The 14,613-nt window shown below is 45.7% G+C and carries 8 protein-coding genes; 4 read left to right on the top strand and 4 right to left on the bottom strand.

Annotated features, from left to right (window positions below; genetic code table 11):
- Positions 1-39: 39 nt before the first annotated feature.
- The 3 genes from ACX0G7_RS00040 to ACX0G7_RS00030 form a co-directional block, all read right to left on the bottom strand.
- Entirely contained in the window at positions 40-3,075 is a 3,036-nt protein-coding gene (locus ACX0G7_RS00040) for a ligand-binding sensor domain-containing protein (protein WP_458921344.1), read from the bottom strand.
- Between the two features lie 105 nt (positions 3,076-3,180).
- Positions 3,181-4,041: a hypothetical protein gene (locus tag ACX0G7_RS00035; RefSeq protein WP_458921343.1), complete on the bottom strand. Its 861-nt coding sequence runs from the start codon at positions 4,039-4,041 to the stop codon at positions 3,181-3,183.
- A gap of 62 nt (positions 4,042-4,103) precedes the next feature.
- The gene (locus ACX0G7_RS00030; protein ID WP_458921342.1) at positions 4,104-5,408 is read right to left on the bottom strand and encodes an OmpA family protein; all 1,305 of its coding nucleotides are present in this window, start codon (positions 5,406-5,408) and stop codon (positions 4,104-4,106) included.
- Positions 5,409-5,654: 246 nt separating this feature from the next.
- On the opposite strand from ACX0G7_RS00030, the gene ACX0G7_RS00025 reads away from it, so the two are divergent.
- Positions 5,655-6,248: a diheme cytochrome c-553 gene (locus tag ACX0G7_RS00025; RefSeq protein WP_458921341.1), complete on the top strand. Its 594-nt coding sequence runs from the start codon at positions 5,655-5,657 to the stop codon at positions 6,246-6,248.
- Between the two features lie 44 nt (positions 6,249-6,292).
- Here the strand turns inward: ACX0G7_RS00025 and ACX0G7_RS00020 are convergent, their stop codons facing one another.
- A complete protein-coding gene (locus ACX0G7_RS00020; RefSeq protein ID WP_458921340.1) occupies positions 6,293-7,138 on the bottom strand; it encodes an alpha/beta hydrolase in 846 nt (281 codons plus the stop codon).
- Positions 7,139-7,521: 383 nt separating this feature from the next.
- Between ACX0G7_RS00020 and ACX0G7_RS00015 the strand changes: the two genes are divergently transcribed.
- From ACX0G7_RS00015 to ACX0G7_RS00005, 3 genes are all read left to right on the top strand, one after another.
- Complete coding sequence (locus ACX0G7_RS00015; RefSeq protein WP_458921339.1) at positions 7,522-10,041, top strand: SUMF1/EgtB/PvdO family nonheme iron enzyme; 2,520 nt, start codon at positions 7,522-7,524, stop codon at positions 10,039-10,041.
- A 66-nt stretch (positions 10,042-10,107) separates the two neighbouring features.
- The gene (locus ACX0G7_RS00010) at positions 10,108-11,370 is read left to right on the top strand and encodes a formylglycine-generating enzyme family protein (protein ID WP_458921338.1); all 1,263 of its coding nucleotides are present in this window, start codon (positions 10,108-10,110) and stop codon (positions 11,368-11,370) included.
- Between the two features lie 295 nt (positions 11,371-11,665).
- Positions 11,666-14,613: kelch repeat-containing protein (locus tag ACX0G7_RS00005; protein WP_458921337.1), on the top strand; the 2,948-nt coding region annotated here is incomplete at its 3' end.

The raw sequence follows: 14,613 nt of genomic DNA, 5'->3' as shown, positions 1-14,613 counted from the left end.
TGAGCATTTCACCTTCAATATCAGCATCACAATCGAGCGTTATACTTTCATTATCAGCAATACATAGGAGCCTGTTTCATCGCGTTGAATATCCAGGGTCGCATTGATATTGGCGGCTCTTTTTTTCATTTCATTTATATTTTTCGACAATAAATGTGGTGACCTTGTCGCTGCATTTTGTGTTGAATAGATATTTAAGATGAGACTCTTTTTTCCCCTGTCCAGTTGAACCACGGTATGTGTTGACTGAAGCAATTCGACAAGGTTCACAAGCGCCAGCTTAAATATGACCATCATTTCATGGCGCATGATCATGTCAAGCTTTGTTTTTTTGATCTTAGGATCGATACGAACCTCGATGCCCGCCTGGTGCCTGTTCCTTAAAGATTCAATATGTTCCTGCATACGGGCAATAGTTTTATCCATGTCGTCATTAAGCGGATCTATACTCCACAACACATCGCCCATGGCAACAACCATATTTCGGCTCTTCTGTTTTATATCATAAATAAATCCTTTTGACTGCTCCGGGTTATCATCAGCCTTGAAACCTGCAATTTCGCTGAGCACATTTATGTTTTGCAGTGTCGTATTCACCTCCTCATGCAGGCTGGCTGCAATGCCTGACCTGATCTTTTGCTCACGGTAAATATGCCGGAGTCTTATTCTGTCTGCAAGGAACGCGAGGGCAACAATCAGGAGAACAACAAGAGAATAAAACCACCAGGTCTGGTAGAAAGGTGGAAACAATCGTATCTTAATTTCAGTGATCTCCCCCATCCGGCCGTTTCCGTCGCGGCAGGCAGTTTTAAAAATGTAGGTCCCTGGTCGCAGATAATTAAAAGTTGCCTGTTTCGAGTTGCCGGCCGGTACCCAGTCTTTATCAAGCCCCTCCATCCGGTAATAGATCTCATAGATGTTCTGGAATGTTAGCGTAGACAATTCCACTGTAACTGAATGTTCGTAGTCCTGGAGACTTACCTGTGACAACTTACTTAAAGAGTCATAATTCAGTGTTTTGTTCATCACCGCAAAGCCGGAGATCTGAACCCGTGGAGGAACATAATCGCTGACTGTGACGCGGGTCGGGTCAAAAACGATGACTTCGTGATTCGTTCCGACAGCGATCCTCCCATCTTTCAAGTATGCACTGCTTCCAACATTGAAGGTATTGGTTGGCAAGCCATCCTGCGCGTTGTACCGGCTAAGTTTTCCTTTAAATGGATGATAGCTCATGATGCCTGCAGATGTTGTCATCCAGACAAAACCAGCTTTGTCCTTAACCAGGTTAGAAATATTCGGAAACGGAAGTCCGTTCTTTTGTCCGGCTGCGTAAATGATTTGTTGGGTACGAACATGTAACATTGCCAGGCCGTCTGCTGCAATCATGACCAGTGAGTCGTTATACCTGATTACATCTGCCGCACCATTTATCCGTAATACCTGACCCGCAGCGCCCCGGTCTCCGTAACATGCTTCAATTTTGCCATTATCTGCGCTGATCTTGTATACCCCATTTTTGTCAGTACAGATCCAGACATAATTTTCATCGTCTGTATAAATTCTCCCGATAATCGCTTTCAACCTGTGCTGCAGCACAAAAGTTCCGGTCGATGCCTCCCATTTGATAATGTTCCCCCGATTAGTTCCCAGCCAGATGTTGCCGTTTTTATCCTGCGCCATCTGGCGAATCGTGCTGATTTCAAAGACCGGCGGATGCAATCTGGCGTGTTTGCCTGAGGCCGCATCGTATATGTATAAATGTCCGTCCTGTACACCTTTCCAGATATCACCGTTAGGGCGCTGCAGCATACACCACACCATCCCTTCTGCAAGCGGATTGTTACGCTCGGTGTATTTCGAAGCCAATGGTTTAAAGGACTGATCATAAACAAAGACGCCTGTACCCCAGGTACTCACCAGCAGTTTACCATCTGCTGTCTCCAGCACATCGGTAACATCGGAAGTATAGGCTGAATCACTTTCAGGTGTTCTGTTTGTAACTGATTTAAACAATTGGGCGCCCGGGTTGAACCAAAACAAACCTTTGTTCGTACCGACCCATATATTTTTTTCACGGTCTTCGAACAAGGAGAATATGTGATCATACCTGATGCTATATTCCTCAGAGGCATTACTAAACACCGGTTCTATCTCACTTTTGGCAGCATTTACCTTCGCTAGCATGTTTACGCCGGCCATCCATAGCGAACCATCACTGAATTCGTTCACACCCTGTAGTTCGAAATATTGTCCTTTAAGACCACGGTTCACAGGGCCGAACCAGTCTGCTTCCGCATCACTGGGTGGCCAGTAACTTCTGATCTGTAACCTGTTTTCCGGCCATGATGTTATCCAAAACCTCCCGGCCCGGTCAACCATCGCAAAAACAACCGTTCTTGCATATTCAAAATGACGAATTACGGGGTCCTGTTCAGTGTTGTGTCCGCGGTAGGACAACTGCTTTTTCAGGGTGTTGTATTTTAGTAAACCAGATTGTGATCCGACCCAGAAATTATGGGATGAATCCTGCCACATATACAAGGGTTCCCAGCCTTCCGGGATTTTGAAAGGATTATTGACTTCAGAAAACGCGCCTTCTGATTCATTGAAAGTCAAATACCCATGGCCAACAAAAATCAGAACGACGTTATCATCCCGGTCGATATACAAAGCGGTTCCAGCCTGGGCCGCATCGCGCGGAGCCTGTTTGACTTTAACCGCTTTGTATTTAAAGGTATTAACATCAAAATAGCCAACGGATACCGTTCCCGAAAGCACCCAGAGGCGGTTTTTTTTGTCCATTTTTATACCCCTGATGCCACCCTTCGGCAATGAATTCTCATTTGCAGGGTCCTGGTAAAAATTTAGCAGGCGCTGTCCATCATAACGTTGCAAGGCATTCTGAGATGCTATCCAGATGAACCCCTTTGCGTCCTGCTGAACGGCCAGGATATCGTCAGCCAGCAGGCCATCCTTAATTCCAATATGAGTGAATAAATATTTCTGCGGTTGTGCCTGCATGTTGGAGCTGGAACAAACCAGTAAAACGAATAGCAGAAATATTAAACGCAAAGCTTTGATTTTATCCTTCAAATGTAATGAACCTGTACATTACATTGGGGTCAGGGATAGCATGCTTTCACCAATCCATACCGCTTTTTGTTCAATTCATACACACTAATTTGCAGATAACTCTTTCAACCACTGTTCTGCAAATGGTTTAGCCACCTCGTAAACCTCTTTGCCTGCCCTGAAAATCATTTTCCATTCGTCGTCTTTACTTTCATAGGCAGACTTGACAAATACTTTCTTATTGTATTTTTCTGTGAGCTCCGCATTGAAATCAACAGTTGAAGCAATACTTAAATACTTCTCAAGGTATGACCGTAATTTTGACCTGTAATCAGCTGGAAAGTTCTTTTCCCAGCTCCGCAGACTCTCGTTGTAGCGGTCCTCATTGTTTTTGTTTTCGGCAAGTTTTCCCTGGTAAAGAATGTTAATTAGCTCGCTGTCCGGCTTTTCGAAATCCTTGATCATCTTTTCAAATTCAAGGAGCGACTTACGGGCAGATTTTTCCATGTCCGGGAATTGTTTGATCATAGCCTCCGTATTCGCGATGGCTTTTTTCATGCCTTCAATCTGCTCTTTGCGAATATCTTCCCTGGTTACAGTGTTCGCTGCTGCCGGTGGGGTTGGTTTAACGGATTCACGTTCTTTCGCGTAAGCGTTTTTAACTGCATCACTGTTCAGATAGTTTTTTGTATAAACCAGCAGATCCTTTGCCACCATTGCCTTATTTCCTGAACTTATATTCCTGATATTTCTTGCACCCCAATAGTCCAGGTAACCGCTGATAAAACTACTCTTGATTTTTTCTGAACCTTGTTGCTGACTGATGCCGAGTTGCTTCCATAAATCATCGGCAGTTTTTGCCGCAAGCTTATAAGATGACAATGAAACTCCGGTTGCCAAAAGCATCATACAAAGACCTGTTAACTTTAACATCGAAATAGAACGACTTGAAAAAATTTGTTTCATAACTCTGATTTAAATAATGATTTTGTTTGTATATAATTTGATAAATGAATATCCGTAGCGGATTATTGTTTAATGAATTCAACTCTCCTGTTTGCTGCCCTCCCTTCTTTTGTTTTGTTATCTCCGATGGCGTCAGCTTCGCCTTTACCATCCGTTTTGATACGTGATTCATCAATGCCGGAACCTGCCACTAATGCAGCCTTTACAGCCGCTGATCTTTTCTTCGACAACAGGAGGTTATCGGCATCACTCCCATCGCTATCGGTATGTCCAACGATAAGGATATTCAGATCGGGGTTTTTGCTGAGTATGTCACTCATTTCCTTCAGCACTCCATTACTCTCCGGTTTTATGGTTGCAGTATTAACATCAAACAAAATCCCTGTTGTCGAAAATTTACCTTCTTCGAGTAGCTTATTACGTGCATCAGGAAGTCCCGCTGCTACTTTGATATTTGAGATATAGAAACCAATTTGATCTTCCTTATAACTGGATGCGTGGGTCCGGAAAAACATATTATTAAACAGGGCTGTTACCGGCAATGCACGTGGCAGGTCAAATTTCTTTTCACCATTGAACCAAACGCGCAGCCTGCTTTCCTGCACCTGGATACAGACATGGGTCGACTTCCCATAAAAATTTTCAAGGTTGGAAAGTTGTTGTGTTTCCGATTGGAAATGCTTCTTACCTCCATCGAAGCTTTCCATATAGGTTCCGGTTCCCCCTCCTGAAGCAAGCCGGAGATATATTTCGGCTGATTGGATAGAACGGTAAGATTTCAGGAATTCATTATCAGCCGGGTCAGCATCGCCGCTGCTTAACAGGCCAAATGAAAAGTACGGGTAGGTATAACCGTTATTGTGCAGGTCAAGCACCAGGTCAAATTCAACAGTAAAGTTCTTACTAAACGACTGCTTGTTACCTGGCAGGTAAACTGCAGTCGAAAACAAACGAAGCCAGTTTCCATCCATTTTATCAACTTTTACCAGTTCTGCTTTGCCCTGCGTGTTCCAGTGCATAGGCAACTGGCCCATCTCATCTTTGGCAAAATCGTCAGCATAAACGATTTTTTCCCCGGGAACGAAATCAAATTTTGAGTAACTGGTGAATGGCTTGTCAGCAGCATTTCCGTTTGTAGTTGATGAATTCGTAACGGGTTTGTCCTTGTCTGTTGAAGACTGGCTTGCCGGTTTACCTTCTGCTGCATCTAACGCTTCGTCTATCTTCTTATCAATTTTTTGATCTGCCCGCTGAGCCGCCCTGGTAGTTACCTTATTGTTTACCTTGTTAGCAAAGCCTCCCAGCTGTGCGCTGGCAGGGGTGGCGACAAAACATGCACATAAATAAAGAAGGATAATATTTTTCATTGCTGATTTTTATGACGCAAAGATTTGTAAGAAACATTCCGATGGCAATTAAGTGATACATCAGTTGGGACATATTTGGATGGAATGATCCAAGTAGCGTAGCAAACAGATTTTGGATTTTCACCCATTTTTTGTGCACCTCAATTCATGTCGGTTTTTAATCAATTCACACAGCTGGGACCACCGGTATTAATAAAAGGATGGCAGATTCGTGCGTAAAATGAACCTTTCAACACAAACACTTTTATGAAAAAGAACATTGTAATTTTTTGCTTGCTCACTACCACGGTCGCCATAGCCATTTCATGCAGTACTGCCCAGGCGGACAAGCAACCGGTAACAGAGATATCTAATGACAGCCTTATTAAAAGAGGAGCATACCTGGTAGATATGATGGGTTGTAATGATTGTCACACACCTATGAAAATGACACCACAGGGACCAGCAAAGGATATGGACAGGATGTTATCCGGCCATCCTTCAGATATGCCATTATTTCCTTTCGACACGGCCACTGCAAAAAATTGGGTGCTCTTTAATATGAGTGGAACGTCTATGATAGGTCCATGGGGGGCGTCGTTTTCTGCAAACCTCACTTCAGACGAAACAGGTATCGGATCCTGGACGGAAGAGCAGTTCCGTAAAGCGTTAACAGAAGGTAAGTTCAAAGGTCTTGATAACACGAGGCCCCTGTTGCCACCTATGCCCTGGGAAAATTATAAAAACATAAGCAACGAGGATATTAAAGCAATGTTTGCATTTCTTAAATCAACCAAACCCGTAAAGAACGTGGTACCTATGCCAATTGCGCCTAAGGACCTGGCCTCAAGGACGAAGTAAGCAACCCGGCCAGAGTTTGAAAGTCGAAGTCCGCAATTCGATCATCACATAAAACCTTCCAGGTCCAACCATTTCACAAACTGGCTCATCCAGCTTCCTGTAGTGTTGTTTTCAGTGCCAATGCCAAATCCATGGCCACCCCTGGCATACAGATGCATCTCAACTGGAGCTTTGGCCTTTAGCCAGCGATTGTAAAGACTGATCACATGTTCCGGGAAGCCGAGTTCATCATCCGTTGCGCACATAAGAAATAAAGGCGGGGCGTCGGAAAAAAGTGGCGACTGCCTGGATTCGGGCATATCAGGATATGCTGCAACCACAAAGTCGGGGCGATTATCTCTAGTGTAGTTGAAAGCCGAGGAAGCAGCCACCAGGCCACCTGCTGAAAATCCCATGATGCCAATCCGGTCAGTTAGTACCCCTAATTCAGCCGCATTTCGTCTGACATATCCAATTGCTTCCCGTCCATCCGCAATCGCCAGGGGAATAATTGGTTCAGTTTCACGGTCCCAGGCATTTTTGTCCGGAGTATGAATCATCTCATCAAATGGGTTTTCATGCTGGACGCGAAAAAGTCGGTACTTCAAAATAAAAACGGTAAAGCCCAGCGTTACCAACTGCCTGGCGATATTACCGCCTTCATGCTCAATGGCCAGGAAATGAAACCCGCCACCCGGGCAGATCACAATGGAAGTACCATTTATATTACTTTGTTCCGGTTGAAACATGGTAAGTGTGGGATTCCCCACGTTCCACACGGTGGAAACACCAAAACTGTTTTCATTCCCCGACTTCTCGGCCCAGTCCCAGGTTTCCGAACCAGGCGCTGGCCCATCATATAAGCGGATCTCAAAATTTTCACTTTTTTTGCCCGATCTTCTTGGAAACATAAGGTAAATTACAGGTCTGAAAAGCTGTTTGCAGGAATCCGGCAAAGATATTGCAGCAATACCTGTTTTAGCTGAAGTTAAGGTTGGTTTCAATTCAAAATTTATCCCGGCCGGTTTGCCGTTAAAAGCGATGTTTCGGGCTAAACCTATTGGTAAAATACATACATTTGATGCAATCCAATTGTATTGAAGTCAACTCACTAATGGTTAGCCAGGGCATCTTTGCCTGACCACTCTTTCAGTCGCCGTCGCCATTATCCTGAAAAAACAAATGATTAGAAGCTTAATTCCCGGAGTTGAGCTTAAATCGGTTGAACTGATTGTCCATTTCTTGAAACTGGGACGATAGCATTGACCTTAATAAAGAAGATATTTTTGACGAAATGGATTTTCAAAAGAGATATGAGTTTGACCCTAAATCTGATCTTTTAGGTAACGGTGTTTTTTCGCGCATATACAAGGCCCGGGATATTGTAGCCCATAGAACGGTTGCACTCAAATTTTTTTCTGCCGAAGCTTCTGCAAAGTATCAGATTTTAAACACGCTAGAGAAGGCCAGTAAACTCGATCACCCTAATCTGTGTAAAATTTATGCGGTTGAATTAATCTCCACGAAAAATATCATGGGAGAGACGGAAAATGTGGTTGTCGCGGTAATGGAATATCTCGAAGCCGGCAATTTTGAAAACTATGTCAAAGCAGAACCAGCGTATACTGATAAATTATTTGTTGATATTCTGAAGGGGCTCTCCTACCTGCACAAGCATGGTATTGTTTACGGCGATCTCCGGCCGCAGAATATACTAATCACCGTTGACGATGACCTGCCGGTAGCGAAAATTATTGATTTTGGCATTGCCAGGTTATCTGATCCCTCCAATCCGGGTTCAACCGCAGTGATGAGTACAATTGAGTACATGCCCCCTGAACATTTCAATCCAAAGCGTTATGGAATGGGCGGGCAAATCACTTCTAACCTTGACCTCTGGAGTTTTGGTTTGATGGTTTATGAAACTATTACAGATAACAAATTGTTTGGAAGTATTAGTACCGGGACAAGTGAAGGTGAAGTAATGTCTAATATTCTCTACAAGTTTCCACTTGCCCAGTTTAACCCATTGCCAAGAAAGTATAAGGAAGTAGTAAACAAATGTATCGTTAAAGATGCATCTGAACGCGTTCAGACCGCGGCCGAACTTATAAGGGTTTTTGAAAAATATGCCGATGTCAAAGTTGCTGTCTCAAAAACTTCCCCCGGTGATAAAAAAAACACCAACGTTCGTCCACTCAAAAACGATTCAGGATCAGATTCAGGATCAAAGGGAGAGATCAGGCCCATAATTCCTGCAAATGGACCCGGGGCGTCAAAAAGGCCGTTAATCCCAGAGATTCCCGAGTCATTTCCAGAATCCCAGAACAGTAAAACCCGCCCTTTAAACAAGGTCACGGGTCCCCAGGAAAAGTATGCGCCGCTCAACCGGGTAGTCGTTGAAGAGAAAACTGGCACTTCGAACCGTGCTGATGCTGAAGAGAAGGTGAATATTGCGAAGCGCTTATCATCCGAAGAAATACCGGCTGCCGGGAAAAGGATTGTCGATGACGAAAAAATGCTGTCGGACCCTCCTCTCACCGGTTCCCGGATCATTTTGCCCGAAAAACCAGCGTCCGTCGTACGTATCGATCCCGAAGAAAAGCCCGCTCCTTTAGCCAAACTGAGCCCGGATGTTAAACCTGTTGCAGACCCGAAAGACCTCCGACATACCAGTGAAGGGGCTTATGTATTACCGCCAAGGGAACCAAGGAAAGAACCGGAACGTAGTACTGGCCGGGATAGAGTTGTACTAAAACCCCCTGTAACCATAGACGTTGATCCCCCGGTCGCACCAAAAGACCCCGCCTGGGATCCGGATAAGCCGAGGCATGTCAACAAACCGCCATTGACTCCTCTGAACCGGCCTTCAAATAAACAAATCCAGATCCGGAAAAGGAGGCGAAGGAGGATAGTGTTGTTCATCTGCCTTGCAGTCGTGCTGGTTGGTGGCTATTTCGCACTGGATAAATTTTTGTTTGAAAGCGCCACCAGGCCAAATAAGGGAACAAGTGTTTCGGCATCGAATGCCTTGTTTGAGACCCCTGAGATGACACTTGTGGAAGGAGGAACATTTCTGATGGGGAGTAATGACCGGGATGCACAGGAGAATGAAAAACCGGCCCATAATGTAATTCTGTCTTCTTTTTTGATCGGAAAGTATGAGGTGACTGTAAGAGAGTTTTCTCATTTCATCACTGAGACGAGGTATATGACCACCTCTGATTCGCTTGGCTTCAGTTGGATCTATAAGCAAGGTCAGTGGGTAAAAGGAGAAAATGTTAACTGGACAAACGATATTTACGGCAGGCTGATCGAAGTGAAGGACATGGACGTGCCTGTTATTCATATTAGCTGGATAGACGCGATGAATTATTGCAAATGGCTTTCTAAAGAAACCAGGCTTGCCTTCAGGCTGCCTACGGAAGCTGAATGGGAGTTCGCTGCAAGGGGTGGTAATAATTCAAAGCAGTATAAATACAGCGGAAATGATACCCTGTCACGGGTAGCATGGTACGATGGGAACTCAAAACAAAATGTGGCCAGGATCGGCCAGAAGTTGCCCAATGAACTGGGCATTTATGATATGAGCGGAAATGTGATGGAATGGTGTTACGATTATTACAGCGACGATTTTTATTCATCAGCGAGGCCTGAAAATAGTTTTGGCCCCGACAACGGCACTGAAAGAGTCGCCAGGGGCGGATCGTGGTTCACTTCAGATCTGATGTGCCGGTCCACTTTCAGGATGGCTTACCCCGAGACAACCCGTGGTGGCAACATAGGTTTTCGGATCTGCAGATCAGCCCAGTAACCTCCGTATAAATTAGTCACGACAACCGTTTCAAGTATGATTACCCGTCTTAATTATTGAAAACTGATGATAAAATATTTTTTATTACTGGTGTGTATCGGAATTTTTTTCATGAAAGGCTATTCACAGGCCGTACCTGAGAAGTTCATTCCCAAAAAAAGTCCTCCCAAAGAGGTGCCAAAACCTGTGGCAAAAACAACCCCTCCACCGGTTCAGACAACGGCTTCAAAAAAATCCAGGAAAACAAAGGTCATCAAAGAAGAAGCTCAAAAGCCACAGACCGTTAAAGTGGATCAAAAGCTGGACATTGTTTTTACAGCCAGCGAAGATTGTTTACTGGAAATAAATGGAAAATGGTTTGGCACACTAAATAAAGATGAACCGAAAATTATACCATTGGATTTCGGTCAACACAAAGTTCTTGCCCAAAGCAAAATTACACGTGAGCTCTACAACACCACAATTACTATCCTCGGGAATAACCAGGTCGTAAACATTCCTATGTCGGGTTTAAATCCTGCCCTTGAAGGCCTGGAGGACAGTCTCACCTTTTCAGCCGTGCCTGCTGTTCAGCCAACCAGTTCCGAGGCTATCGAAATCAACAAGGTCGATATTACGGACCCGGTTCCGTTTTATGTAAGCCGGAATACGATACTGCAGACGGTTAGCGAACTGTCTGCAAACATGTCTCCTCTTCCTGGAGGCAAGTATAAAAAAGATGATCCCAAAACCTCTGCCGGTAAAAATTCCAGGGACTCGGTATTTGTTTCACCGTTTTCTTTGGGAAAATACGAAGTTACCCAGCTGCAATGGCAACAGGTGATGGGCTACAATAACAGTGAGAACAAAAATTGCAGTGATTGTCCTGTTGAAAATGTAAGCTGGAACGAAGTTGACGATTTTATACGCATCCTGAATGAAACCTCCGAAGCTAAGTTTCGTCTGCCTACCAATGCAGAATGGGATTATGCAGTAAGACTTGATAATCGCGAATACATCAACAAAAGAGGTGGCCCGAAGTACGGGGATAACGTGGCGTGGAATGAGAACAATGCCCAACGAAAAACGCATACGGTTGGCACACGAATACCACACAGATCAGGGGCTTATGACCTGATGGGTAACGTGGCCGAATGGTGCGCTGACTGGTACGATCTCCAGTATCTTAAAAGCAACAAGAACAATGTTGATCCTACGGGACCTTCTATGGGAACGCAAAAAATAGTGAGGGGTGGGACCTTCGCAAATAAAGACTTTGTGGAATTGATTAGTCGGGATCCGGGTGAAAAGCAAAAATATATCGGGTTCAGGTTGGTCCAGTACAAATAACCCGCCGCTACATACCGGCATCATGTGACCGGGTAAAAATGACCACATTACTAAACGACGTACTCAGAACATCCGTATAGTAAGAACATAAATCCATCCTGTTAAGCAACCGCTGAATCCCGATCGAACGTCGGGATACGGCCGATCCAATTCAATAGATAAACCGCATTTCCGGGGTTGACCCGGGTTTCATCCTAATTAAAGGCTATTCCTTCATTACACTTAATGATGCGGGAAATAGCAATAAATCGACCCAAACTAACAAAATTTCATGCGGATCTATATTCAGTGTTGCTTGTCCCTACTTCTGTTTACCATTCTCTTATGTTCAGGGGTTAGTCTCTCCTATGCACAGGTTGGTGCCGGCAGTGATTGGACCTGGGCCGATGGCGAAAGTAAACCGAACAGTCCCGGCGTTTACGGAACCAAAGGTGTCACTGCAGCTGGCAACAGACCCGGAGCACGGACTGCCGCGGGTAAATGGACAGATGCATCCGGCAATTTTTGGCTCTTCGGTGGATATGGTTTTGATGGCGCTGGTGCCAGTGGTTACCTCAACGACTTGTGGAAATATAACCCAAGGACAAGTCTTTGGACCTGGGTTGGCGGTGAGAAAACGGTGACGCAGACAAATGGAGTTTTTGGGACTAAGAATGTGCCGGCCGCCACGAACTGGCCGGGATCAAGAGATAGCCGGGCAACGAGTTGGGTGGATGACAAGGGCGATTTCTGGTTATTTGGCGGCTATAAGATGATCGGATCATCTCCGCAGGTGCTGAATGACCTATGGAAATTTGAGCCTGCAACTTCGATGTGGACATGGGTAACCGGTTCACAGACGGGGGGCGCGACCGCTGTATTTGGCTCGAAAGGAATTGCTGACCGGGCAAATACGCCCGGGGGTAAACATTCCGCAGTTGGCTGGTCGGATGGAAAAAATAACCTTTGGATTTATGGCGGTGTTGGGCCGGTAGATGCTTATCAGAATGATCTGTGGAGATTTCATTTTCCATCCGGACAATGGGCCTGGGAAGGTGGAGATCAGTCTGTCAGAACTCCTCCTCATTACGGGGTACTGGGTTTTGGTGATGCAATTACTAACCCGGGTGGTCGCTATGGGTCGACTGGGTGGACAGGTGCGAACGGAGATCTGTATTTATATGGAGGAAACGTAGTATTCACAGCTGGTGGTTCCGGTCAGGTAGCCAGCGATTTGTGGAGTTATGATATCAGTGCAAAACGGTGGACCTGGGTGAGCGGAACCTCGGTTCCAAATGCCCCTACCTCTTACGGCCTTTTAAACATTGAGATCCTTGGTGCACATCCGGGAAACCGCGTAAGTGCAAATAGCTGGACACGAAACAATAACCTGTATTTGTTTGGCGGCCTTGATTATAACAATCGCCGGTATAGTGATCTATGGCGTTTCAATACAACCACGGGCCTGTGGTCATGGATAAGTGGGGAGCAGGGGTTTGACAAACCACCTGTGCACACTACGAAAGGTATTTCTTCCAATACAGCATATCCTGGCAACAGGTCCAAGTTAAGCACATGGACCGATAACAACGGGAATTTGTGGATGTTTGGTGGTTCTGCAACGGTTGCAGGCACTGAAGTTCAGTTCAACGACATGATGACCTTCGGCGCATTGGCATGTACGCCACCGGTGGGAACAATCTCCCCTGCCTCAGCCGCTGTTTGTTCCGGCAGTTCTGTACTGCTGCAGGCCTCCGCCGACTTCACCTACCAATGGTTTAAAGATGGAAATAGTATCCCGGGAGCGACTGCATCTTCCTATACTGCAACATCTTCTGGTGTGTATACTGTGGTGTTGAATCCTGGTACGGAGTGTCAGGCTTTGGCAGGAAATTCAAGTACTGTTACAATCAATCCCGCAGTTGCGGTTGCAACAGCTGTTACTCAGCCAGATTGCTCAACTGTTACTGGCACTATCACAGCAACTGGTAGCGGTGGATCGGACAAGGGATTTTCGTATTCTATCGATAATGGTGTTACATGGCAGTCCGCAAATCTATTTCCCGGGCTTGCTCCAGGTAGTTACCAGGTTATAGCCCGGGATGACAAGCTTTGTGTAAGTCCAACTGCGCCTGTAACAATAAATAGTGCTCCACCCAATACCCTTACTTCAAGCATCACCAGCCAGACGAATGTTACCTGTGCCGGTGGAAGCACGGGTGCAGTTACTGTAGCCGGTGCCGGTGGAACAGGACCCTATACTTACCAGTTAGATGGTGCCGGTGCATTTGTATCCTCAGGAACATTTAGCAACCTGGCTGCAGGAGCGCATACCGTTATCGTAAGAGATGCAGCTGGCTGTACCACCACTACTAACATTACCATCACCCAGACCGACAATACTGTTACCGGCACACCCACCAAAACTGATGTGACGTGTGCCGGACCAAACACGGGTTCCATAACGGTTACCGGTGCCGGTGGAACTGCACCATATCAATATGCATTGGGTACCGGTGCTTACCAGACCAGCGGTTCCTTCACTGATCTTCCAACAGGCACTTACACGGTTCATGTACGTGATGCAAATCTGTGCATCACTGATCTTAGTGTTACGATTGCAGCCGCAGTGAACACCGTCACTTCAAGCATCACCAGCCAGACCAATGTGTCCTGTGCCGGTGGTAACACGGGTGCGGTTACTGTAGCCGGTGCCGGTGGAACAGGACCTTATACTTACCAGTTAGATGGTACCGGTGCGTTTGTATCCTCCGGAACATTTAGCAACCTGGCTGCAGGAGCACATACCGTTATCGTAAGAGATGCAGCTGGCTGTACCAATACTGCTAACATAACCATCACTCAACTAACCAATACCGTTACAGGAAACGCAACTAAAACTGATGTGACCTGTGCCGGACCAAACACCGGTTCCATAACTGTTACCGGTGATGGTGGAACGCCACCATATCAATATGCGCTGGGTACCGGGGCTTACCAGTCCAGCGGTTCCTTCACTGATCTTCCAACAGGCACTTACACGGTTCATGTACGTGATGCAAATCTCTGTATCAGAGACCTTAGTGTTACCATTGCAGCCGCAGTTAATACCGTTACAGGAAACACCACCAAAACTGATGTTACCTGTGCCGGACCAAACACCGGTTCCATAACGGTTACCGGTGCCGGTGGAACTGCACCATATCAATATGCATTGGGTACCGGTGCTTACCAGACCAGCGGTTCCTTCACTGATCTTCCAAC

The sequence above is a fragment of the Flavitalea antarctica genome (assembly GCF_054461535.1).
The sequence above is the reverse complement of the archived record's forward strand: the minus strand, read 5'-3'. Positions and strand labels throughout refer to the sequence as shown.